Annotated in this window: 22 protein-coding genes; 6 read left to right on the top strand and 16 right to left on the bottom strand. The window is 71.4% G+C overall.

The annotated features are described in order from the left end of the window. Positions 1-50 precede the first annotated feature (50 nt). Positions 51-1010 carry an alpha/beta hydrolase gene (locus JKJ07_RS30095; RefSeq protein WP_202995245.1) on the top strand — a complete coding sequence of 320 codons (960 nt, stop codon included), beginning with the start codon at positions 51-53 and terminating at the stop codon, positions 1008-1010. Here the strand turns inward: JKJ07_RS30095 and JKJ07_RS30090 are convergent. From JKJ07_RS30090 to manD, 7 genes are all read right to left on the bottom strand, one after another. After that, a complete protein-coding gene (locus JKJ07_RS30090) occupies positions 982-1887 on the bottom strand; it encodes a YncE family protein (RefSeq protein WP_202995244.1) in 906 nt (301 codons plus the stop codon). The genes JKJ07_RS30095 and JKJ07_RS30090 overlap by 29 nt on opposite strands. Positions 1888-1990: 103 nt before the next feature. After that, a complete protein-coding gene (gene eda / locus JKJ07_RS30085) occupies positions 1991-2587 on the bottom strand; it encodes a bifunctional 4-hydroxy-2-oxoglutarate aldolase/2-dehydro-3-deoxy-phosphogluconate aldolase (RefSeq protein ID WP_202995243.1) in 597 nt (198 codons plus the stop codon). Then, on the bottom strand, positions 2584-3537 hold the full coding sequence (locus tag JKJ07_RS30080) for a sugar kinase (RefSeq protein ID WP_202995242.1): 954 nt from the start codon (positions 3535-3537) through the stop codon (positions 2584-2586). The genes eda and JKJ07_RS30080 overlap by 4 nt, the downstream gene beginning before the upstream one ends. Next, positions 3534-4550: an L-idonate 5-dehydrogenase gene (locus JKJ07_RS30075; RefSeq protein ID WP_202995241.1), complete on the bottom strand. Its 1017-nt coding sequence runs from the start codon at positions 4548-4550 to the stop codon at positions 3534-3536. Before JKJ07_RS30075 ends, JKJ07_RS30080 begins: the two co-directional genes overlap by 4 nt. Then, the gene (locus JKJ07_RS30070; RefSeq protein ID WP_202995240.1) at positions 4547-5869 is read right to left on the bottom strand and encodes an MFS transporter; all 1323 of its coding nucleotides are present in this window, start codon (positions 5867-5869) and stop codon (positions 4547-4549) included. Before JKJ07_RS30070 ends, JKJ07_RS30075 begins: the two co-directional genes overlap by 4 nt. Before the next feature lie 29 nt (positions 5870-5898). Beyond that, a complete protein-coding gene (locus JKJ07_RS30065; RefSeq protein WP_236030195.1) occupies positions 5899-7212 on the bottom strand; it encodes a mannitol dehydrogenase family protein in 1314 nt (437 codons plus the stop codon). Positions 7213-7217: 5 nt separating this feature from the next. Next, positions 7218-8426, bottom strand: a complete 1209-nt coding sequence (gene manD / locus JKJ07_RS30060) for a D-mannonate dehydratase ManD (protein WP_202995238.1) — start codon at positions 8424-8426, stop codon at positions 7218-7220. Between the two features lie 96 nt (positions 8427-8522). Between manD and JKJ07_RS30055 the strand changes: the two genes are divergently transcribed. Further along, on the top strand, positions 8523-9221 hold the full coding sequence (locus JKJ07_RS30055; protein WP_202995237.1) for a GntR family transcriptional regulator: 699 nt from the start codon (positions 8523-8525) through the stop codon (positions 9219-9221). Positions 9222-10059: 838 nt separating this feature from the next. Here JKJ07_RS30055 and JKJ07_RS30050 read toward each other — a convergent pair. After that, positions 10060-11175, bottom strand: coding sequence for a flavin reductase (locus JKJ07_RS30050; RefSeq protein ID WP_202995236.1), 1116 nt, complete (start codon positions 11173-11175; stop codon positions 10060-10062). Positions 11176-11291: 116 nt separating this feature from the next. Here JKJ07_RS30050 and JKJ07_RS30045 point away from each other — a divergent pair, with 116 nt between their 5' ends. Then, positions 11292-12284 (top strand): Gfo/Idh/MocA family protein, encoded by a 993-nt coding sequence (locus JKJ07_RS30045; protein WP_202995235.1) that lies wholly within the window; start codon positions 11292-11294, stop codon positions 12282-12284. Here the strand turns inward: JKJ07_RS30045 and JKJ07_RS30040 are convergent. Beyond that, positions 12270-13013: an SDR family NAD(P)-dependent oxidoreductase gene (locus tag JKJ07_RS30040; RefSeq protein ID WP_202995234.1), complete on the bottom strand. Its 744-nt coding sequence runs from the start codon at positions 13011-13013 to the stop codon at positions 12270-12272. The two genes, JKJ07_RS30045 and JKJ07_RS30040, sit on opposite strands and share 15 nt — an antisense overlap. Positions 13014-13094: 81 nt before the next feature. Between JKJ07_RS30040 and JKJ07_RS30035 the strand changes: the two genes are divergently transcribed. Further along, positions 13095-13688: a TetR/AcrR family transcriptional regulator gene (locus JKJ07_RS30035; protein WP_202995233.1), complete on the top strand. Its 594-nt coding sequence runs from the start codon at positions 13095-13097 to the stop codon at positions 13686-13688. Here the strand turns inward: JKJ07_RS30035 and JKJ07_RS30030 are convergent, their stop codons facing one another. From JKJ07_RS30030 to JKJ07_RS30015, 4 genes are read right to left on the bottom strand one after another with little or no spacing between them, the layout of a single operon-like run. Continuing rightward, positions 13689-14972 carry a serine hydrolase domain-containing protein gene (locus JKJ07_RS30030; RefSeq protein WP_202995232.1) on the bottom strand — a complete coding sequence of 428 codons (1284 nt, stop codon included), beginning with the start codon at positions 14970-14972 and terminating at the stop codon, positions 13689-13691. It lies immediately after the preceding gene. 43 nt (positions 14973-15015) lie between these two features. Next, positions 15016-15804, bottom strand: coding sequence for an inositol monophosphatase family protein (locus JKJ07_RS30025; RefSeq protein ID WP_202995231.1), 789 nt, complete (start codon positions 15802-15804; stop codon positions 15016-15018). Between the two features lie 16 nt (positions 15805-15820). Next, positions 15821-16564, bottom strand: a complete 744-nt coding sequence (locus JKJ07_RS30020) for an SDR family NAD(P)-dependent oxidoreductase (protein ID WP_202995230.1) — start codon at positions 16562-16564, stop codon at positions 15821-15823. Further along, positions 16561-17256 (bottom strand): cyclase family protein, encoded by a 696-nt coding sequence (locus JKJ07_RS30015; RefSeq protein ID WP_202995229.1) that lies wholly within the window; start codon positions 17254-17256, stop codon positions 16561-16563. Before JKJ07_RS30015 ends, JKJ07_RS30020 begins: the two co-directional genes overlap by 4 nt. A gap of 140 nt (positions 17257-17396) precedes the next feature. Between JKJ07_RS30015 and JKJ07_RS30010 the strand changes: the two genes are divergently transcribed. Continuing rightward, entirely contained in the window at positions 17397-18242 is an 846-nt protein-coding gene (locus tag JKJ07_RS30010) for an NAD(P)-dependent oxidoreductase (protein WP_202995228.1), read from the top strand. Further along, a complete protein-coding gene (locus JKJ07_RS30005) occupies positions 18239-18655 on the top strand; it encodes a GlcG/HbpS family heme-binding protein (RefSeq protein WP_202995227.1) in 417 nt (138 codons plus the stop codon). The genes JKJ07_RS30010 and JKJ07_RS30005 overlap by 4 nt, the downstream gene beginning before the upstream one ends. On the opposite strand, the gene JKJ07_RS30000 is transcribed toward JKJ07_RS30005, so the two are convergent. The 3 genes from JKJ07_RS30000 to JKJ07_RS29990 form a co-directional block, all read right to left on the bottom strand. Then, complete coding sequence (locus JKJ07_RS30000) at positions 18627-19202, bottom strand: dihydrofolate reductase family protein (RefSeq protein WP_202995226.1); 576 nt, start codon at positions 19200-19202, stop codon at positions 18627-18629. The two genes, JKJ07_RS30005 and JKJ07_RS30000, sit on opposite strands and share 29 nt — an antisense overlap. A gap of 63 nt (positions 19203-19265) precedes the next feature. After that, positions 19266-19961, bottom strand: coding sequence for an enoyl-CoA hydratase/isomerase family protein (locus tag JKJ07_RS29995; protein WP_202995225.1), 696 nt, complete (start codon positions 19959-19961; stop codon positions 19266-19268). Further along, positions 19962-21446 carry an aldehyde dehydrogenase gene (locus JKJ07_RS29990; RefSeq protein ID WP_202995224.1) on the bottom strand — a complete coding sequence of 495 codons (1485 nt, stop codon included), beginning with the start codon at positions 21444-21446 and terminating at the stop codon, positions 19962-19964. It abuts the gene before it with no gap. Between the last annotated feature and the right edge of the window lie 88 nt (positions 21447-21534).

Here is a 21534-nt window from a genome sequence, read left to right as displayed (position 1 = left end):
ACCGTTCCGGGGGATGTTCCGGATTTGCACGAGAACCGCACCATGAGGGCGTGCGGCGAATTCTGGGTGTGATCGGCGGGCTTGGCCTGGCCGTGTCGGTGCTGGTCGCGGCCCCGGGACCGGCCGCCGGCGGGGGCCGGGTGATCAAGCGGATCGCGTACGCCCCGGCCGAGCCCGCCGGCAGCAAGGGGCATCTGCTCGATCTCTACCTGCCCCGCAAGACCGGCAAGCCGGCGCCGCTGATCATCTGGTCGCACGGCTCGGGCTGGCTGAGCGAGAACGGCCGGGACGGCGCCGACGTCGTGGCGGCCCGGCTCAACCCGCACGGGTACGCGGTGGCCGGCGTGGCCATCCGGTCCAGCGCCCACGCCCAGTTCCCCGGGCAGCTCAACGACATCCGATCCGCCATCCGCTTCCTGCGGGCCAACGCCGCCCGCTTCCACCTCGACCCGTCCCGGATCGGCATCATGGGCGAGTCCTCGGGCGGCTGGACGGCCGCGATGGCTGCCGTCACCGACAAGGGCGTAGGCGCGGCGGTGGCCTTCTATCCCCCGACCGACTTCCTGCGCATGGACGAGTCGATGCTCGACGACTGCCGCCCGTTCAACGAGCCGTTCGGCCTCACCGACTGCCACGCCGACCCGCGCTCCCCCGAGTCGCTGCTGCTGGGCCACCCGATCACCGACCGCCCCGACCTGGTCGCCAAGGCCAACCCCATCTCGTACGTCTCCCCGGCCGACCCGCCGCTGCTGATCCTGCACGGCCAGCAGGACACGCTGGTCCCGTGGCAACAGGGCCGCCTGCTCTACGAGGCCGCCCACGACGCCACCCTGGTGCTGCTGCCCAACGGCCACCACGCCCAGTGGAACGGCTTCCTGACCGACCCCGCCATCAACGCCGACGCCCGCGAATGGCACGCCGGCCAGGACCGCCCCGTCCAGCTCTCCTGGGACTACGTCACCGATTTCTTCGACCGGCACCTCAGGGCTGGAACTCCCCCGGGCCGTTGACCCGCCAGCCCGGACCGGCGGGTGTGGTGATTGCCTTGTAGGGGGCCGAGAAGCTGAGGGCCTGCTTCGTCGAGCGCTTGATCGCCCACAGCGTCGGCTTGGGTCCGGAGCGGTCCCAGGCGATGCCCTGGCCCTCGACGCCGGGCAGGGTCACCGTAGCGACCCAGGTGAGCTGGGAGCCGGCCGGGGACACGGACATTATGTACGCCTCGCCGAGGTCGTGGCCGGTGAGCCAGAGCCGGCCGTCCGGGCCCCAGGAGCCGCCCGAGTTGCTCATCGGCTTGAAGCGGTCGAGGATCGCCGGTGGGATCGCCCAGGACTCGAGCGCCCGGAACTTGTCGTCCAGCTTGACGACCTGCGTGTTCGCGGTGCCGCCGTACGGCTCGGTCTCGCCGTCGGGCACGACGTCGTAATTGGCGAAGCCGGCCCACCACGCGCCGTCGTGCCGGTCGAGCCAGGTCAGCGAGCCGGGGAAGAACCCGATGCTGTGCGTGGCGACGTGCCGCATCGTCCGGGTGTCGTAGACCTCGACCGAGCTCTGCATCGGCGACGCGTCATAGTTGGAGTGCGCCGCGTAGAGGCGGTCCCCGACGACCACGCCGCTGTCCATGTGGATGAGCGGGCCGTCGGCGGCGGAGTAGAACTGCAGCAGCGGCTCGCCGGTGGCCCGGTCGTGCTTGGTGATGCTGCGGTTGTCGACGGCGTAGAAGTATTTGCGGTCCACCGCGATGCCCTGGTTGGCGTCGAACGCGGGGTAGGCGCGCACGAGCGTGGCCGTGTGAAGGGGCGGCTCGGCCGCGGCAGCCCCGGCCGGCGCGGCATTGAGGGTGAGGGCCACCAGCCCGAGCACGGCGGCGACCTTCAGGCGAGTTCGCATCGATCCTCCCGGATATCCAAGCGTGTCGCTGGACCACGTAAGCGGACCGGCCGGGAGGCGCTGTGAACTCTCATCGACGCCGTCGTGAAGCGGAGAGGAAGCCTCAGACGGCCGCGATCGCCTCCGCCGACAGGGCGGTCACCCGGGCCCAGTCACCCGCGGCGAGCAGTTTGCGGGCGACCATCCACGTGCCGCTCACGGTCGTGATGGCGGGCACGGCCAGATAGTCGCGCAGCGTGGCCAGGCTGACGCCGCCCGAGGGGACGAAACGCATGGCGGGGAACGGGGCCGACAGGGCCTCGATGTAGGCCGGGCCGCCCAGCAGACCGGCCGGGAACAGCTTGACCTCGTCCAGCCCGAGAGCGACCGCCGCCATCAGCTCGGACGGGGTGGCCACGCCGGGGAGGATGTCGACCCCGTGCTCGCGGGCGCGTTCGACCACGGCCGCCGACAGGCCGGGGCAGACGATGAACTCGGCGCCGGCCTCGACGACCTGATCGACGTGCGACGGGGTGAGCACCGAGCCGGCCCCGACGCGCAGGCCCTCGACCGTACGGGCGTGGCGGATGCCCTCGAGCCCGGCGGCGGTGCGCAGCGTGATCTCGACGCTGTCGATGCCACCCGCGAGCAGCGCCTCGCCGAGCGGGACGGCCTGGCCGGGGTCGTCCAGCACCACCACGGGCAGGATCGGGCTGCTCATCGGATCACCTCGTCAGCGAATGCGGCTTGCGGGGTCAGGTCGGCGGCGAAGGGCAGGCCCTCCCAGTCGCCGGGAACAGTAACAACCTGGCCGCCCGCGCGGTTGCCGGTGGCCAGGCAGTGAGACACGTCGCCGCCGTCACAGAGTGCGGACAGATAGCCGGCCACAAAGGCGTCACCGGCGCCGACCGGGTCGACAACCACGCGCGGCGAGGCCTCGGCGCGGACAAGCTCACCGGCGGACACGGCCAGCGCGCCCCGCTCCCCGAGCTTGATCACGACGGTGGCCGGGCCTGACGAGGCCAGCGCCGCGCCGAGTTCCGACTCGTCCCGCTGCGGGCCCGGGCTGCCGAGCAGCATGGTTGCCTCCTCGACGCCGGCGAAGAGCAGGTCGACCGACGGCAGCAGCGTGGTCAGCACCGAGCGGGCCTCGTCGTCGGTCCACAACGTACGGCGGTGGTTGACGTCGAGCGACACGAGCGTCCCGGCCGCGCGGGCCACCTCGACAGCGTGCTCGACGGTCTTGCGCGGGCCGGGGCCGAGGGCGGGCGTGATCCCGGTGACGTGCAGGACGTCGGCCGCGGCGATCAGCTCGTCCGGGATGTCGTCCGGGGTCAGGCGGGAGGCCGCCGAGCCGGACCGGTAGTAGCGCACGCGTGACGGCGTACCGTGCCGCAGTTCCTTGACCATGAGTCCGGTCGGCGCGTCCGGGTCGGCCGCGGCCAGCACCGTCACGCCCTCGGCCCGGATCTCGCGCCGGACGTAGGCGCCGAGCCCGTCGTCGCCGAGGCGGCTCATCCAGGTCACCGGTGTCCCCAGGCGGGCCAGGCCGATGGCGACGTTCGACTCGGCGCCGCCCAGCCCGATCGGGGCCGGCCCCCGAACCAGCCCGTCGGCCGGCACCGAGACCAGCGCCATCGTCTCGCCCAGAGTCACGACTCGGGCAGTCACACGTCCCCGATCCGCAGCATCACCTTGCCGCCGCCGCCCTGGGCCGCGCGGGCCAGTGCGGCCGGCGCGTCGGCCAGGTCATACGTCGCCGAGATCAGCGGCTCCAGATCAAGACCGGACCCCAGCGCCCGTACGGCGTCAGTGATCTCATCGGCGAAGCGGTACGACCCGATCCACGTGATCTCGCGGGTCACCAGGTCGCCCAGCACCGCCGGGGTGGCCGCACCGGGAAGGTTGCCGACCTGCACGAGCGTGCCGCCCCGGGCGGTGGCCCGCAGCACCCCGCCCAGGGCCGCGGGCACACCCGAGGCCTCGAACACGAGTTCCGCGTCCGCGGGGAGCTCATCGCCGGCGCGCAGGTTGAGCACCCGGTCGGCGCCGAGGGCCTGGGCCATGTCGAGCGGTTCGTCGGCGACGTCGGCCGCCGTCACGAATGCCGCCCCGGCCAGCTTGAGCGCCGCCACGACGAGGCAGCCGATCGGCCCGGCCCCGTTGACGAACACCTCCCGCCCGGCGACCGGCTCCCGCGAGACAGCGTGCATGGCCACGGCGAGCGGCTCGGCCAGCGCCCCATGCCGCGTGGACACCCCGGGCGGCAGCGGCCGCAGTTGGTCAGCCCGCACGACGACCGACTCGGCGAACCCGCCGTCGGTGTGCGGATCGAAGGCCGCCGACCCCAGGTAGCGCACCTGCGTGTTGAGGTTGTTCCGCCCGGCGAGCCGCGCGGGCAGCGTGCCGATCGGCGTCGACGGGTGCACGGCGACAGCCTGGCCAACCAGGTCACCGGTGACATCGGCACCGACCGACGCGACCCGGCCGGCGATCTCGTGGCCCAGAATCAGCGGGTGCTTGAGCACCGCCGTACCGGAAGCCGCGTGACCGTAGTAGGACACGTCGGACCCGCAGATCCCGCCCCACTCGACGGCCACCAGCACCTCGCCCGGCCCGGGTTCGGAAACAGCGAGCTCGTCCACCCGTACGTCGGAAGCTCCATGAACCACGACGGCCCTCATGCCGCGTCCTCCAGCTTGACCAGGTCGCGACCTCGCGTCTCGGGCGCCAGCAGCGCCGACACGAGCGTGATCGCGGAGTAGACGATGAGCATCGCGGCGATCGGCCACCAGTGCCCGGTCCACGCGGTCAGCGCGGCCGCGGTGACCGGGCCGATGGCGGTGGCCAGGATGCCGCCGATCTCCTTGGCCAAGGCAAGCTGGGTGAAACGATTGCGAGCACCGAACAATTCGGCCATCGTGACGCTTTCGAGCGAGAACAGTCCGAGCACACCCACGTTGAGGCCGAGGATCATGCCGGCCATCAGACCGGCCGTGCTGCCGCTGGTGATCAGCAGCAGCATCGGCACGGCGAAGATCATGGTGATCAGCGACAGGGCGATGTAGACCGGGCGGCGGCCGACGCGATCGCCGAGCAGGCCGATCAGCGGCACGGTGGCGAAGCCGAGCAGCGAGCCCCAGACGATCGAGGTGGTCGGCACGCTCTTGCTCACGGCCAGGTCAGTGGCGATGTAGCCGACCAGGAACGTCTGCACGAGCCCGGAGTTGCCGGCCTGACCGAAGCGCAGGCCCAGGGCCAGGAAGAAGGACTTGCCCTTACGCTGCCGGGCGGCGGTCTCAATCTTGGCGGCCGGCGCCGCCTCGCGCTTCTCGAAGACCGGGCTCTCCTTGAGGTTCCGCCGCATCCACACGGCGAAGAGCATCAGGAGGAAGCTGAGCAGGAACGGCAGGCGCCAGCCCCAGCTGAGCAGCTGCTCGTCGGAGAGCGTGGCGACCAGGACGGCCCACAGACCCGAGGCGGCCAGCGTGCCCGAGTTGGTGCCCAACGAGACCAGCGAGGCGATCAGGCCGCGCTTCTTGGGCGGGGCGTACTCGGCCAGCATGACGGTCGCGCCGGCGATCTCGGCGCCCGCCCCGAAGCCCTGGATCAGGCGCAGCAGCACCAGCAGCATCGGCGCGAGGATGCCGATCGCCTGATACGTCGGCAACACGCCGATCAGCGTGGTCGAGGCGCCCATCATGGTGATCGTGATGAACAGGACCTTCTTGCGGCCGATCCGGTCGCCCATCCGGCCGAAGTACACGGCGCCGGCGAGCCGGGCCACATAACCCACCCCGTACGTGGCCATGGCCGCGATCAGGCCGATGGCCGGGCTGACGTCGGGGAAGAAGATGCGGTTGAAGACGATGGCGGCGGCCAGCGAATACAGCTGGAAGTCCATGAACTCCATGGCCGTGCCGAGCCAGCCGGAGACGGCGGCCCGGGTGAGGTCCTTGGTGCTGCGTTGAACGGGGGTGGCCCGCTCGGAAACGTCGGTCATGAGGCACTCCGTGGTCGGAGAGAGAACGGTCAGACTTCGATGCGCCCGTCGTGGACGGCGGGCAGCCGCTCCGCAACGGAGCGTACGAGCTCGGCGCGGTCGGCGAGGTCGGGTGCGCCAACAAGCCTCAGCTGCGCGGCGACCAGTTCGGGGGCGGTGCGGTGCTCGGCCCAGGTTCGGGCCAGGTCGGTGGCGAGCGGGTCGGCCGCGTCGCGGGTGGCGTGCACCCAGGCCGCCAGCGCCAGTTCCAGCACGGGCGACCGGGTCTCGCGGAGCACGCCGAACCAGCGCTCGGGGAGCTTGCGGGAGCCGTCGGCCGAGATCTGGCGCAGCGAGTGGCGGATCGACGGGTTCTCGAACCGGGTCACGAGGTCATCGGCGTACGCGGCCGGGTTGGGACCGAACGTCGGCAGGGTCGGGGCCACCTCGTCGGCGAGCTGCCGCACCAGCTTCGGGCCCCAGTCGGTGGCCATCGTGTCGGCCACGGTCTGCAGCCCGGCGGCCAGCCCCAGGTACGCCAGCGCGGAGTGCGAGCCGTTGAGCAGCCGCAACTTCGTCAACTGGTACGGCGTCACGTCGGGCACGATCAGCGCGCCGTCGAGCTCCCAGCGCGGGCGGTCGGCGGCGAACGCGTCCTCGAGCACCCACAGGCGATACGGTTCCGCGGCGACAGGCACTTCATCCCGTACGCCGAGGGCCGCGCTCGCCGCGTCGGCGTCACCGGGGACGGTGGCCGGCACGATCCGGTCGACCACGGTCGAGGGCCAGGCGACGGCGGTGCCGAGCCACTGCAGGAACGCGTCGCCGGCCCCGGAGAGCTCGGCGAACTCGCGGACCACGCCGTGCAGGGCCGAGCCGTTGGCCGCCATGTTGTCGCAGGAGATGACGGTCAGCGGGGCGCCGCCGGTCAGGTGCCGCACGGTCAGGCCGCGGACCAGGGCGCCGATCACCGTACGGGCGGTGCCGGCGGCGAGGTCGGCCGCGATCTCGGGTGCGGCCGTGTCGAGGCGGCCCTCCGGCGTACGGAAATAGCCCTTCTCGGTGATCGTCAAGGTGATGACCGTGGTGCCGGGGTGGGTGATGAGCGCTTCCACCCGGTCGGCATCGTCGGTCAGGTGGTTGGCCTCGGTCAGCGCCCGGCACAGGCTGACCCGCGGCTCCCCCGGCCCGCGGACGGTCACGGAGTAGACGCAGTTCTGCGCGCGCAGCTTGGCCACGGTCTCGCGGTTGCCGGGCGCGACGGCGGCGATCCCCCACTCCCCGTTGCCGACCGCCTCGGTGTAGACGGCCTGGTGGGCGCGGTGGAAGTTGCCGAGGCCGAAGTGCAGGACGCGGGGCTGCATCGCGGTCACCAGTCGTGCACGGAGCCGTCGAGGCGCCGCGCCACGGGCAGATACTTCGGGTCGTACGGGAATCTGGCGGCCGCCTCGTCGTCGTACTCGATGCCCAGGCCCGGCTCCTCCGACGGCAACAGCATGCCGTCCTCAAGCCGAGGTGTGCCGCGGAAGACCTCGTACGTCTCGGGGGTGTGCCCCATGTGCTCCTGGATGCCGAAGTTGGGCACCGAGATGTCGACCGCCACGGCCGCCGCGGTGGTCACCGGGGACAGGTCGGTGGCCCCGTGCGAGCCCGTACGCACGTGATAGAGCGCGGCCAGGTCGAAGATGCGCCGCAGGTGCGTGATGCCCCCGGCGTGCACGACCGTGGTGCGCACGTAGTCGATGAGCTGCTCGGTGATCAGCGTCTGCACGTCCCAGATCGAGTTGAGCACCTCGCCCGTCGCGATCGGGGTCGTCGTGTGCTGCCGGATGAGCCGGAACGCCTCCTGATTCTCGGCCGGCGTCGGGTCCTCCATCCAGAACAGCCGCACGTCCTCGACGCTCCTGCCGAACCGGGCCGCCTCGATCGGGGTGAGCCGGTGGTGCACGTCGTGCAGCAGGTGGAAGCCGAAGCCGAACTTCTCGCGCACCTTGCCCAGATAGCCCGGCGCGAAGTCGAGGTAGGCCTCGGTGCTCCACGCCTGCTCGTCGGGCAGCGCGGTCGACGCCGGCTCGTAGAACGTGCCCTTGCGCACCCCGTAGCTGCCGCTGAGCCCGGGCACGGCGGCCTGGGCCCGGATCGCCTTGAAACCCTTTTCCGTGTACGCCGCTACGTCGTCGAGCAGTTCGTCGACGCTCCCGCCGCTGGCGTGGCAGTAGACGAGAACGCCGTCCCGCGAGCGCCCGCCGAGCAGCTGATAGACCGGCAGCCCGGCCTGCTTGCCCTTGATGTCCCACAGGGCGACGTCGATCGCGGCGATCGCGGTCATGGTGACCGGGCCGCGCCGCCAGTAGGCGCCCTTGTAGAGGTATTGCCAGGTGTCCTCGATGCGGGCCGGGTCGCGCCCGATCAGCAGCGGAACCAGGTGATCCCGCAGGTAGGAGGCGACGGCCAGCTCGCGGCCGTTGAGCGTGGCGTCGCCCAGCCCGGTGACCCCGTCGGACGTGGTGACCCGCACCGTCACGAAGTTGCGGCCCGGCGACGTCACCAGCACCTCGACGCGCTCGATCGTTGCCATCGGATCACTCCTCCGTTACGGGCGGATGTCTTGTGTGCGTGTGCTTGTATACAAGCTGCGGTCGCGCAGGATGTCAAGGCCCTATGCTTGGTCACCGTGGCAGGAACGAATCGGCAGACCGTCTACGCGACACTGCGGCGCAAGGTCCTCACCATGGAACTGCAGCCCGGAGCCCCCGTGAGCGAGAACGAACTCGCCGCGGCGCTGGGCGTTTCGCGCACACCCGTACGGGAAAGTCTGATTCTGCTGGCCGAGGAGGGCCTGATCCAGGTCTTCCCCAAGGTCGGCTCATTCGTCTCCCGCGTCGACCCGGTCCGCGTGGCCGACGCCCAATTCCTGCGCGAAGCCGTGGAACTGACCGCCCTCGACGACCTGCCGACGGTCCTCGACCCGGCGCTGCTGGCCGCACTGGACGCGAATCTGAGCGCCCAGGATCGACCCGGCATCGACCTCGAGGAGTTCTTCGCCCTCGACGAGGAGTTCCACCACGGGCTGCTGCAACTGAGCGGTCATGGGGCAGCGTGGGCCACGGTCAGCGCGGCCAAGGGGCACCTGGATCGGGCCCGCCGGCTGGGGCTGCACGAGGCTTCACCGCCCACACTGAACGCCGCACAGCACCGAGCCATTCTCGACGCCGTCCGCACAGGGGATCTGACCGCTGCCCGGGCCGCCATGCGCACTCACTTGCGCGCGGTGTTCGACGACGTCGAGCGCATCCGCGCGCAGTCGCCGCAGTTGTTCGCCTCCAACGACGGTTCCACCCCCGTACGCCGCAACGTCGTCGTCTGGGACTGAGGCCTCGTCGCGCCCACGCCTCGTTCCGTCGCCGCCAAACGCCTACGACCCCGGCGGCCGCAGGTCACCGCCCGGCCGCTCCGCGCCCGCAGACCTGGCCGCCCCCACCGATCGCCGCGCGCAAATGAACCGCCCACCGCGCCCACCGCCAAACCGCCGGCCGCCCAACGCCGCGCGCAGACGAGCCATCTACCGCCAGTCCGCCCGCCGCCGCGCGCAGACGGGTCGCCCACCGCCAGACCGCCCGCCCCCGCGCAAGCGAACCGCCGACCGCCAGTCCGCCGATCGCCGCACGCGAACGAACCGCGCACCGCCAAACCGCCGCGCCCAGACGAGCCGCCTACCGCCAGACCGTCGGCCGCCGCGCGCACCAGACCGTCGGCCGCCGCGCGCAAGCGAACCGCCCACCGCCAAACCGCCGATCGCCGCGAGCAAGCGAATCGCCCACCGCCAAACCGCCGATCGCCGCGAGCAAGCGAATCGCCCACTGCCAGACCGCCGATCGCCGCACGAGCCGGCTACCGCCAGACCGCAACCAGCACGCGCAAGCCGCTAAGAATGCCGACCGCGCACGGGCCCGACTCGATTCCCCCACGGGGCTTGGTGCCTCCTTTCAGCACCGCCATCGTGCCAGCTCTTCGGGCCGCCACCGCCGTTATCCACAATCGAAGGTTATCCACAGGCCATCCCATGAAGATCGCCGCGGATCGGTAGAATCGGCGGTGGCGGAGGCCCCCTGGGAGGGCGGGAACTGGGGTCGACTTGATCATGGTCCCGGGGTCGGTGCGGCTCTCTTTCGGTGCGGCGGTCCGATCCGTCCGCCGGCGCGGTGCCGCGGTCAGATTCGCCCGCCGTTCGACGTCAGGATCTCGCGGACCCGCTCCTTGGCCAGCTCGCAATATTCGACGGCCCCGCGCCGAGCCGCGTCCGGATTGCGGGTGGCGACGCCGTGCACCAGCCGACCCTGGGCTTCGACGAACTTCTGCGATGTCTCCGGTGTCACACCGAACGAGCGGGTCATCACGTTCTTGATCCCCAGCCGGCCGAAAGTGTTGGTCAGCAACGGATTGCCGGCCAGCGACACCAAATACTCATGCATCGCGTAGTTGGCGTCCAAATACCCGTGGAAGTCGACGAACCGCTCCCCCACCAACAACGCGGCCATGGTGTCGAAGCGGCGGTTCAGTTCGGCCACTTCGTCATCGGTGACATGGTCCAGGGCCAGCGCCAGCACACCCAGCTCGACAGCAAGCCGGGCGTCAAAGGTCTCGTCCGAGGTCCGCACGTCGAGCGGCGCGATCACGTACCCCCGATCGGCATCCCGCCGCACCAGACCGTCGGACGAAAGCCGGGTCAGCGCATAGAAAGCCGCCGCATCGTCGACCTCGAGCCGGGCCGCCAGATCCTCCAGCGGCAGGGCCGTGTCGGCCGGGTAGGCGCGGCTCAGCACCAGCTCCCGCGCCCGCCCGTAGACCTCGTCGTCCTTGGCGAAGGCGAACCGCCCGAACCCACCCCGAAAGTACGTGAGGGGCTGACCGTTGCCGGCGGTCGCGGACCGTACGTGCCCCAGGAAGATGGTGTGGGTGCCCCCGGTGACCCGCTCGACGACCTCGCATTCGATGTGGGCCAGCGCGTCACTGAGCAGCGGCAGCCCCAACGTTCCGGGGTGCACGGCGACGCCGCGGAACTTGTCCGGGCTCGGCGAGGCGAACTGGCGGGCAAGCTCCCCCTGACCGTCACCGAGCACGTTGACGGCGTACCGGCCCGAGGCAGTGACCGCCTCGGCCGTCGGCACGGCGTTGTTGAGGCAGGCGAGCATCATCGGCGGGTCGGCCGACAGCGACGTCACCGAGCTCGCGGTCATGCCGTACCGGAGGTCACCGGCGTCGGTCGTGATGACGGTGACCCCGCTCGCGAGGTGCCCGACGACGTGCCGGAAATGCGCTGCGTCCATGGGGCCATCGAATAACGGCGAACTCCCGTACGGAGTGTCCGGCCCCGTCACTGTCGAGCGCGACGGTGACGGCTCGCGTCAGTGCCCCGTACGGGCGCACGGGTTTGACTTTGCCTGTGATCAACGCAGCCGTGGTGGGCCTCGGATGGTGGGGCCAGAAGATCGTCGCCGACCTGGACGGGAGCGCGGAGATCCGCGTGGTGCTGGGAGTGGACCCGTCGGCGGAGGCCCGGAGGAAGATCACCGGGGTTCGGACCGCCGCCGCCTTCGCGGACGCGCTGGCCGACGACGAGGTCGAGGCGGTCATTCTCTGTACGCCGCACGCCCGCCACGCCGAGCAGATCGTCGCCGCGGCGGGCGCGGGCAGGCATGTGTTCTGCGAGAAGCCGTTGACCACGAGCGGGGCCGAGGCCCGGGACGCGATCGCCGCCGTCGAGAAGGCCGGCGTGCAGCTGGGTATCGGTCACGAACGGCGCTTCGAGCCGGCCGTGCAGCTGCTGCGCGACATGTGCGGCCACGGCGACCTCGGCGTCCCGCTGGTGTTGGAGGGCAACTTCAGCCAGGACAAGTTCCTCGCCCTGCCCGCCGACAACTGGCGGCTGTCCGCGACCGACGCGCCGGTGGGACCGTTGTCGGCGACCGGCATCCACCTGGTCGACCTGGCCATCGCCGTGTTCGGGCGCCCGGTCGAGGTGTGGGCGCGGCTGGGCACGCTGGCGACGGAGTTCGCGAACGGCGACACGCTGACGGTCACGCTGGGCTTCGAGGGCGGGCGCACCGCGCTGATCACGGCCGTGCTGACGACCCCCTTCGTCGGGCGGGTGGCCGTGATGGGCTCGCGGGGCTGGCTGGAGATCCGCGACCGCAATCATCCCGAGCTGCCCCGCGGCTGGGACGTGACCACCACCTTGCGCGGCAGCGAGCCGTCGACCGAGTTCTACCCGCCGCACCCGTCCGTGCGCGCCAACCTGGAGGCGTTCGCCGCCGCGGCCGAGGGGCGGGCCGCCTATCCCGTCCCGTACGGGGAAATGCTGGCCAACGCCGACACGTTCGAGGCGATCACCCGGTCGGCCCGCAGTGGACAGCTCGAGCGCCTACCCCGGGAGTAGGCTGCGCTCGCCGCCGTGCACGCTGACCACGGCGCCGTTGACATAGCTGCTGCTCTCGCCGACCAGGAACAGCACGACGTCGGCGATCTCCTCCGGGTCGCCGATCCGGCCGCGGGCGTTCGTCTGATCCATGGCGTCGGGGAAGGCCTCGAGCATCGGTTCCGTCCCCGGCGTGCGCACCGGGCCCGACGAGACACCGTTGACCCGCAGCCCGGCGCCGCCGAACTCTGTCGCCCAATAGCGGGTCAGCGTCTCGAGGGCCGCCTTGGACGCGCCGTAGGCCGCCCCGACCGGCGCGACTATGGTGGCGGCGGTCGAGCTGACGTTGACGACGGCGCCCCGGCCACGGGCGACCATGCCGGGCGCCAGCGCCGCCACGAGCTGGAACGGCGCCCGCGTGTTGATCGCCAGGTGCCGGTCGAAGCTCTCCGCGCTGGTGCCGGGGGTGGTGGCGAACTCGTAGATCCCGGCGTTGTTGACCAGGATGTCGACCGGGCCGGCGTCGCGAGCCAGCCGCTCGACGTCCTCGGCGGCCGACAGATCGGCGGCGACGAACCGGGCCCGTCCGCCCTTGTCGGCGATCGCGGACACCAACTCGGCCCCGCGCACCGCATCGCGGCCGTGCACTACGACCTCGGCTCCGTGCTCGGCGAGACGCATCGCCACGGCGCGGCCGATGCCCGCCGTCGCGCCGGTCACCAAGGCCGTTTTCCCTGCTAGGTCAGACATGACGACTCCATTCTGGGTTGGTCGACCCAATTTGTAACGCAGCTTTTTGGGTCGCGCAACCCAATCGGCTAGGCTCGTGGCGTGACGTTGACCCGCAAAGGACAGGCGACCCGGGAGCGCATCCTGGAGGCGGCGGCCGAGCTCATCGCCCAGCGCGGGGTGGCCGGCACCAGCACCGAGGATGTGCGCAAGGCGGCCGGCATCGGCGGGTCGCAGCTCTATCACTACTTCGACAGCAAGCAGGCCCTGATCAGGGCGGTCATCACGCGGCAGGCCGAGGCGCCGCTCGTCCCGGGCCAGCCGATCATGGGCGCCCTGGACAGCTTCGACGCGCTGCGGGCCTGGGCCGACGCCGCGGTCGAGCATCAGGAGCGCAACAGCGGCCGGGGCGACTGCTCGCTGACCGCCCTGGCCGGCGAGCTGGGCCCGACCGACGACCAGGCCCGCGAGGATCTGTGCCAGGCGTTCCTGCGCTGGCAGTCCGTGCTGCACGACGGCCTGGGGACGATGCGCGAGCGTGGCGACCTGCGCCCCGAGGCCAACCTCGACGAGCTGTCGATGGCCCTGCTCACGGCCCTGCAGGGCGGCAACCTGCTGAGCCAGACGCTGCGCACCGCGGCCCCGCTGCGGGCGTCGATGAATGCCGCGCTGGCCTACGTCCGGTCATTCACCTAATTAGAGGTGCTTGGCGAGGGTGCTGGCGATCTCGGCGCGCATCGGGTCGGGGTTGGCCCAGCTCCAGTTCGGGTGGGCGCGGTTGGTCATCAGCGACAGCACCAGCTTGCGCTGCGGGACGACCAGCAGTGACGTGCCCGTGAAACCGGTGTGGCCGAAGCTCGTGGGCGACGACAACGCGCCCATGAACCAGGGCTGGCGCAGCGTCACCCCGAGGCCGTGGTCGGAGGGGCGGCCCTGCCGCTCCGGGTCGACCGCGGGCAGGCCGGCGTTGTGGTTGGTCAGCATCTCCTTGACGAGCGCGGCCGAGAGCAGGCGCTTGCCGCCGTAGACACCGCCGGCCAGCAGCATCTGACCGGTCAGGGCCACGTCGCGGGCGGTGCCGAACAGGCCGGCGCTGCCGATCACGCCGCCCATCTGGGCCGCGATGTCGTCGTGGACCACCCCGCGCAGCAGGCCGCGGGACGTCCGGGCGTCGGTGGCGGCCATCCGGGTGGCCAGCGTCGACGCGCTGAGCCACTTGCGCGGGTTGAAGCCCAGCGAGGAGGTCAGGCCCAGCGGCACGGTGATGCCGCTCTTGACGGCCGCCTCGAGGCTCAGGCCGGTGACCTTTTCGACGAGCTGGCCCGCCACCATCAGCCCGACACTGGAGTAGCGATACGACTTGCCCGGGGCCACCCCACCGATCAACGGAGTGGCCAGCACCTTCGCCCGCTGGGCGGCGACGGACAGGCCCTTGACCCCGGTGGCGCCGACCGGCAGGGCGCTCGTGTGGGTCAGCAGCATCCGTACGGTGACCTTGTCCTTGCCGGCGCCGGTGAACCCGGGCAGGTAGCGGACCACCGGCGCGTCCAGGTCGACCTTGCCCTTGTCGACCTGCTGGAGCAGCGCGATCGCGACGTACACCTTGGTCAGCGAGGCCAGATCGAAGATCGAGTCGGTGCGCATCGCGACCCGCTTGGCCGCGGCCAGCTCGACCGGACCGGCCCCGTAGCGCAGGGCGTGCCCGACCGCGAGGTTCACCGTCGTCGAGTTGTTGACCATCACGACCAGCGCGGCCCCGGCGTACGTCGGGTGTTTGGGGTTGGCCGTGGTCGGCTTCAAGTATTTCGTGAGCACGGCCTTGAGCGGGGCCACATAGGCCGGGGCCGCGGCCGCCCCGCCCCCCGTGCCCCCGCTGCTCTGCCCGTCGATCCACCCACTGGCGCTGCGGCCGCAGCCCGTGACGGTGGCGGCGAGGGCGGCAGTTCCAGCGCCCAGGAGGTGACGGCGAGTCAGCGACATGACCGAGATCCTCTCAAGCCCGGCAATCGATCGGCAACGCCGGTCAGGTGTGGTCGATGCCGATGGCGCGGATCCGCGCGGCCAGGTCGTCCCACAGTGCCGGGGCGGCGCCGATCGTCAGTTCGGTGGTGAACTCGGGGCCGTGTCCGCCCAGCACGACGCCGGCCTCGCGGGCGATCAGGGCGCCGGCCGCGATGTCCCACAGGTTCGTGTCGAGGCAGAAGCCGCCGTCGAGCCGGCCGGCGGCCTGATAGACCAGGTTGAGGGCCGCGGGCAGGCGCCGGATGTCGCCGGAGACCGGCAGCAGCTCGCGGACGACCCGGGCCGCGCGCTCCTTGGTGGCCGGGTTGGGCTGGAAGCTCACCCCGACCAGCGCCTTGTCGAGCGTCGCGCCCGCCGGCACCGGGAGCCGCTCGCCGTTGAGGAACGCTCCCCCGCCGTCGACGGCGCTGAACGTCTCGCCCGCCACGGGCTCGTGCACGACGGCCACCTGGGCCTCGTCACCCTCATAAAGTGCGACACAGACCGACCAGGGCCCCGTACGGCTGACGTAGTTGCGCGTGCCGTCGAGCGGGTCGATCACCCAGCTCCAGCCGCTCGAACCCGCCCTGCCGTGGCCCTCCTCGGCCTGCATCGCGTCGTCGGGCCAGGCGGCGTGGATCGCGTCCACGATGAGTTCCTCGCTGGCGATGTCGACGTCGGAGACCACGTCGTTGGCGTGTGCCTTGGGCGCGCCCATCTTCAGGGTGCTCCGCCTGTCCAGCTGCAGCCGACCGGCCCGGACGGCGAGCTCGGCGGCCAGGTCACGGGCGGCATGAAGGTCTCGATCCACACCGGCACGCTATCGCCTACGGTGCGACCATGCCCGCCGACAGGTCGATGTCGGCCGCGCACAGGCCCGGCATGTGCAGCATCGCGATGACGGCGTCGGCCACCTCGTCCTCGGTCAGCATGCGGTGCAGGGCCGCGCGGGACACGAAGGCCTCCTCCGCTTCCTCGTACGTGACCCCCGTCCGCTCGGCCTCGAGCCGGAAGTTCCGGGTCATCCGGGGCCCGTCGACCGGCCCGGGTGAGAGCGAGTTCACCGACACGCCCGCGGGGCCCACCTCGTACGCGAGGGTCCGCGTCAAGCCGATCACGGCCATCTTGCTGGCGGTGTACGGCGTACGGCGGATCAGGGGTCGTTTGCCGCTGACCGAGGCCACGTTGATGACGTCGCCCGCGCCCCGCTCGACCATGGCCGGCAGGAACGCGCGGCACATCAGGTAGGTGCCGCGCACGTTGACCGCGAAGACCTCGTCCCACTCGTCGGGTTCGATATCGGTCAGCGCGGCCACCGGGCCGGGGACGCCGGCGTTGTTGATCAGGATGTCGACGTCCGGATATCGGGCCGCCAACGCATCCACGCCGGCCGGGTCGGAGATATCAGCGACAGCTGCTTCTACGCCGCCGATGGCCTCGAGACGGTCCCGGTTGCGGCCGACCGCGATCACCCGGGCGCCCCGCGCGGCCAGGGCGAGCGCGATCGCCCGCCCCAGGCCGTTACCGGCCCCGGTGACCAGCGCGGTCCGGCCCCGTACGCGGTCGGTCATGCGTCCTCGTCCAGCAGCGCCACCGCGCGGGTCGGGCCGCCGTGGGCGCCGATCACCTTGAGCGGGAAGCCGGAGAACGTGAACCGCTTGCCGATCAGCTGGTCGAGGTTCGTCAGGTTCTCGTAGTGGGTGATGTGGTGGCGGCGGCACATCATGTGGCACGGGTACGACTTGCTGACCGGGTTGTCGGGGGTCGGGCTGTCGACGCCGAACGTCTTCACGCCGTGCTGGACGATCCACTCGCTGCCGGTCTCGCCCAGCCCCGGGAAGTCGGTCAGGTAGCGGGCCGTGCCGGCGTACCGGCCGTGGGTCCCGGTGTGCAGCAGCAGGATGTCGCCGGTCTCGACGGTCAGCCCGGCCGCCTCCTGCGCCGCGTCCAGGTGCTCGGCCGTGATGTCCTGGTGGGCCTCGACGTGCGAGACGTCCAGGCAGACGGCGGGACCGTAGAACAGGTCGAGCGACATCTGGTCGATGGTCTCGGCCGACGGGTGGGGGTCGAGATGCGAGAACGAGTCGACATGGGTCGGCCCGTTGTCGTTCATCATGAAACCCTTGGTCTGGAACGAGAAGCCGCCCACGAAGCGCAGCGCCGTCTCCTCGTGCGTCGCGTGGTCGAACACCACGGTCTTCAAGTGCCCGGGGTAGACCTGCATCCCCTGGTAGATGTCCTGTGACAGGTCGACGAGGCGCACGGCACCGCTCCTTCCGTTCGGGTGCGAAAAGCCTAGATTTCCCGTACGCCGTAACGACTCCCGCCGCACAGCAGTCCCGCGGTCCCGCACTGACGGCGAGCGACACTCCCCCGTCCTTGGCGGCGTCCTACGGTGGCCCGATGACGACAGCGAAGACGGTCGGCGTGGTCGGCCTCGGCATCATGGGGTCGGCGATCGCCGGCCACCTGCTCGACGCCGGCTTCGACGTGATCGGCACCGACGTGTCCCCGCAGGCCGTCTCGGCGTTGGTCGCCATCGGCGGCCGGTCCGCTCCCGACCCTTCCGCGCTGGCCGCCGACATCGTGGTGACCTCGCTGCCCACCGCCGAGGCGGCGCTGACAGTCTGCCGGTCCCTGTCCGCCGCGAAGATCGTCGTCGAGACCTCGACCCTGTCGCTGGCCGTGAAGGAGCAGTGCCGCTCGCTGGTGGCCGGCGAGCTGCTCGACTGCCCGATCAGCGGCACCGGCGCCCAGGCCCGCGTGCGCGACCTGGTCGTGCTGGGCAGCGGCGACCAGGACGCGTTCGAGACGGCCCGCCCGGTCATGGAGGCGTTCGCCCGCTCCGTACGGCATTTGGGCCCGTTCGGCGACGGCACCCGCATGAAGCTGGTGGCCAACCTGCTCGTCTCGATCCACAACGCGTCCACGGCCGAGGCGTTCGCGCTGGGCGTGGCGGCCGGCCTTGACCCGGCGGTCCTCTACGACACGGTCCGCGACGGCGCCGGCGGTTCGGTCATCTTCGACAAGCGCGGCCCTCTGATGGTCGAGCGGGCCTACCGACCGGCCACCGCCAAGGTCTCCATGTTTCTCAAAGACGTTTCCCTCGTACGCGAACTGGCCGGCTCGCTGCACGTCCCCACCCCGGTTCTGGACGCCACGCTCCCCCTCTACGAACGGGCCGCCGCGACGGGCTGGGCCGACGCCGACGCCGCCGCCCTGCTCGAGGTGCTGGAGGAGGGCCGATGAACCTCACGGAAGCCGACCGCCTGGCCGACGCGACCCTGGCCCACGCCCGTACGCTCGGCGCCGCCCCGCTGGCCGTGGTAGTTCTCGACGCCGGCGGCCACCCCGTGGTGGTCAAACGCGAGGACGGCGCCGGCATCCTGCGCGTCGAGATCGCCACCGCCAAGGCGTACGGCGCCCTGGGCATGGGCATGTCCTCCCGCGACATAGCCACCCGCGCCGAAAAGCAACCCGCCTTCTTCACCTCCCTGGCCGCCGTCACACACGGCCACCTGGCCCCCGCCGCCGGCGGCATCCTGATCCACGACGAGACCGGCCACCTCACCGGCGCCCTCGGCGTCAGCGGCGACACGTCCGACGTAGACGAGGCGTGCGCCCTCGCCGCGCTCAGCCGTGGAGGGTCGGGCGGTAGGTGAGTTCGTGGGTGCGGCCGTCGAGGAGTTTGCTTTCGACGAGTTCCAGGTCGAAGTCCTCGGCGCCGCGGAAGATGGGGTCCTGGCCGTTGCGGCCGGTGATGACCGGGAAGACGCTGATCTGCACGAAGTCGACCAGGCCGGCCTTCATCAGCGCGCGGTTCAGCGACAGGCTGCCGTGCGAGCGCAGGGGCACGTCTGACTCCTCCTTGAGCCGGGCCACCACCTCGACGGCGTCCCCGTCGACCACTGTCGCGTCCGGCCAGTCGGGGGCCTCCTTGAGCGTGGACGACACGATCGTGGCGGGCAGGTTCACCATCCGGGTGACCCACGGGTCGTGCACGGCCTCCTCGACGTCGGAGCTGAGCAGCCCGACGAACGCCCGGTAGGTGTTGGCCCCGAACACCATGCGCTGCGGCTCGGCATAGTGGCCGAGGCGGTGTTCGAGCAGCTCGGGGCCCTGCTTGCCCCAGTATCCGGTCCAGTCACCGGTGGCCGTGCCGAAGCCGTCGAGGCTGCTGAAGACGTCGAACGTGTAGGTCGCGGTCATGGTGCTCTCCTCTGTGTCGGTCGTCGAGAGCTAAGACCGGGGAGGGCCGCGAAACTCATCGGTCTAGCGTTCGCCCCGGCGTAAAGACCCCACCACCAGCCGGTCGACGCTGGCGTCGAGGGCGCTGTCGTCGCCCAGCTCGCCGAACGCGCGCAGCATGTCCTTGATGTCGGCGTGCACCCGGGGGCTGCGGGCGCGCAGGGCGGCCACCATCTCGTCGACCCGCTTGGTCAGGCCGTCCCGGGTGTCCACGACCTCGTTGAGCAGCCCGAGATCCCACGCCCGTTCGGCGTCCAGCGGCTCGCCGGTCGCGGTCAGCCAGAACGCCTCGCGCCGGCCGACGATCCGGGGCAGCCAGGCCAGCACCAGGGCCGGAGCCAGGCCGATGCCCACCTCGGGGAAGCGGAAGGTCGCGGTTCTGAGAGCCACCGCGACATCGAACGCGGCGATCAGGCCCACCCCGAAGCCGGCCGCGTCGCCCTGCACCTCGGCCACGGTGACCAGCGGGGTCCGCCGGGCCGAGCGGGTCAGCCGGGCCAGCGCCTGCGCCTCGCCCTTGACCTCGGCCGGGGTCGCGCCGCCCCGGTCGCGGCCCAGGCAGAACACATCGCCGGTGGCCCGGAACCGCAGGACGTGCGCGTCCGCCGGCGGGTCGTCGAGCAGGTCGGCCAGCGTGTGGCAGAGCTCGATGCTGAACAGGTTCTGCGGCGGCCGGTCCAGCTCGGCAACGATGACGCCGTCGTGGGTCTCGAAGTTCATCTAGTTCAGCCTCCCGGTCGCGATTCCGCCGTACCAGTCCACGTCGTCGGGCGCCGTCCGCACGGTCACGGCCCGTACGTGGGTGAAGTCGTGGAACGATTCCCAGCCGCCCTCGCGGCCGATCCCGCTCTCCTTGAGGCCGCCCCAGGGCGACGACGGGTCGAGCCGGTGATGGTCGTTGACCCACACCATCCCGGCCTCGATCCGCGACGCGACACGGTGCGCGCGGGCGAGGTCGCGGGTCCAGATCGCCGACCCCAGGGCGTACGGGGAATCATTGGCGATTCTGACGGCCTCGTCCTCGTCGTCGAACGGGATGACCACGACCACCGGGCCGAAGATCTCGTCGCGGGCCACGGGCATGTCGTTGGTGACGTCGGCCAGCACGGTCGGCTGGACGAAGAAGCCGTCCTCGAACCCCGGTACGGTCGCGGCCTGGCCCCCGGTGACGACGCGCGCCCCGGACTTCTCGATCGTGGCCAGGATGCGGTCCCGGGCCTTGGCCGAGATCACCGGGCCCAGCTGGGTGGCCGGGTCGGCGGGGTCCCCGATCCGGATGTTCTCCGCGATCGTCGCCAGGGCAGCCAGGAACTCGTCGTGGAGGCTGCGGTGCACGATCAGGCGGCTGCCCGCGATGCAGGTCTGGCCGGCCCCGACGAACCCGGCGAACGCCGCGCCCCGGGCCGCCACGTCGACCGGTGTGTCCCCGAAGACGATCACCGGTGACTTGCCGCCCAGCTCGAGCGTCGTCTTGGCGAACCGCTGGGCCGCCGCGACCGCGATCGACCGGCCGGGCTCGGTGCCCCCGGTGAACACGACCTTCTTGACCAGCGGGTGCTGGGTGAGGGCGGCCCCGACCACCGGGCCCAGGCCGTTGATCACGTTGAGCACGCCATCGGGGAGGCCGGCGTCGTGGGCGATGTCGGCCAGCAGCATCGCGGTCAGCGGGGTCTGCTCGGACGGCTTGAGGACGACCGAGTTGCCCGTGGCCAGCGCGGGGGCCAGCGACTTCGACGCGATCATCATCGGGTGGTTGAACGAGGCCAGGATCGTGACCACGCCGAGCGGCAGCCGGGTCGTGTACGAGTGGTACGGCCCCGGCATCGGCACCACGGCGTCGCGGTCGGCCAGCAGCAGCGAGGCGTTGTAGCGATACCACTCGGGCAGCCGGGTGATCTGGGCCTTCGTCTCGGTCAGCGGGCGGCCGTTGTTCGCCGTCTCCAGCTCGTAGAGCTCGGTCATCCGGGCGGCGATCCCGTCGGCGAACCGGTGCAGGATGCGGGAGCGCTCGTGGATGGGCATACGGCTCCACACGCCGGAGTCGAACGTCTCCTGCGCGACCCGGATCACGTCCTCGACGTCGGCCTCGTCGGCGCTGTCGGCGACGGCCAGCACGCCACCGGTGGACGGGTTGAGGACGTCCAGCCGGGGGCCGCGACCGGGGACGACCTTGCCGCCGATACGCAGGCCGGTGGGGAGCTCCATCACGCCTCCTGAGGGGCTGTCTGCCGAATGACCGGACGCTATCCAGCGGGCCGGCCCGGGGCACTGACGGCGGGCGTCATCAGGTGAC

Origin of the sequence: Paractinoplanes lichenicola (assembly GCF_016785085.1) — a bacterium.
GTDB classification, from domain to species: domain Bacteria; phylum Actinomycetota; class Actinomycetes; order Mycobacteriales; family Micromonosporaceae; genus Actinoplanes; species Actinoplanes lichenicola.
This window is presented reverse-complemented; position numbering and strand designations above follow the sequence as displayed.

Coding starts and splice junctions, on each gene's coding strand:
- JKJ07_RS30005 (WP_202995227.1), top strand. CDS start 18,239: ATGAACCTCACGGAAGCCGACCGCCTGGCCGACGCGACCCTGGCCCAC.
- JKJ07_RS30010 (WP_202995228.1), top strand. CDS start 17,397: ATGACGACAGCGAAGACGGTCGGCGTGGTCGGCCTCGGCATCATGGGG.
- JKJ07_RS30070 (WP_202995240.1), bottom strand. CDS start 5,869: ATGACCGACGTTTCCGAGCGGGCCACCCCCGTTCAACGCAGCACCAAG.
- JKJ07_RS30050 (WP_202995236.1), bottom strand. CDS start 11,175: ATGGACGCAGCGCATTTCCGGCACGTCGTCGGGCACCTCGCGAGCGGG.
- eda (WP_202995243.1), bottom strand. CDS start 2,587: ATGAGCAGCCCGATCCTGCCCGTGGTGGTGCTGGACGACCCCGGCCAG.
- JKJ07_RS30040 (WP_202995234.1), bottom strand. CDS start 13,013: ATGTCTGACCTAGCAGGGAAAACGGCCTTGGTGACCGGCGCGACGGCG.
- JKJ07_RS30000 (WP_202995226.1), bottom strand. CDS start 19,202: ATGACCGCGACCTACACGTTCGACGTCTTCAGCAGCCTCGACGGCTTC.
- JKJ07_RS30030 (WP_202995232.1), bottom strand. CDS start 14,972: ATGTCGCTGACTCGCCGTCACCTCCTGGGCGCTGGAACTGCCGCCCTC.
- JKJ07_RS30090 (WP_202995244.1), bottom strand. CDS start 1,887: ATGCGAACTCGCCTGAAGGTCGCCGCCGTGCTCGGGCTGGTGGCCCTC.
- manD (WP_202995238.1), bottom strand. CDS start 8,426: ATGGCAACGATCGAGCGCGTCGAGGTGCTGGTGACGTCGCCGGGCCGC.
- JKJ07_RS29990 (WP_202995224.1), bottom strand. CDS start 21,446: ATGGAGCTCCCCACCGGCCTGCGTATCGGCGGCAAGGTCGTCCCCGGT.
- JKJ07_RS29995 (WP_202995225.1), bottom strand. CDS start 19,961: ATGAACTTCGAGACCCACGACGGCGTCATCGTTGCCGAGCTGGACCGG.
- JKJ07_RS30075 (WP_202995241.1), bottom strand. CDS start 4,550: ATGAGGGCCGTCGTGGTTCATGGAGCTTCCGACGTACGGGTGGACGAG.
- JKJ07_RS30020 (WP_202995230.1), bottom strand. CDS start 16,564: ATGACCGACCGCGTACGGGGCCGGACCGCGCTGGTCACCGGGGCCGGT.
- JKJ07_RS30065 (WP_236030195.1), bottom strand. CDS start 7,212: ATGCAGCCCCGCGTCCTGCACTTCGGCCTCGGCAACTTCCACCGCGCC.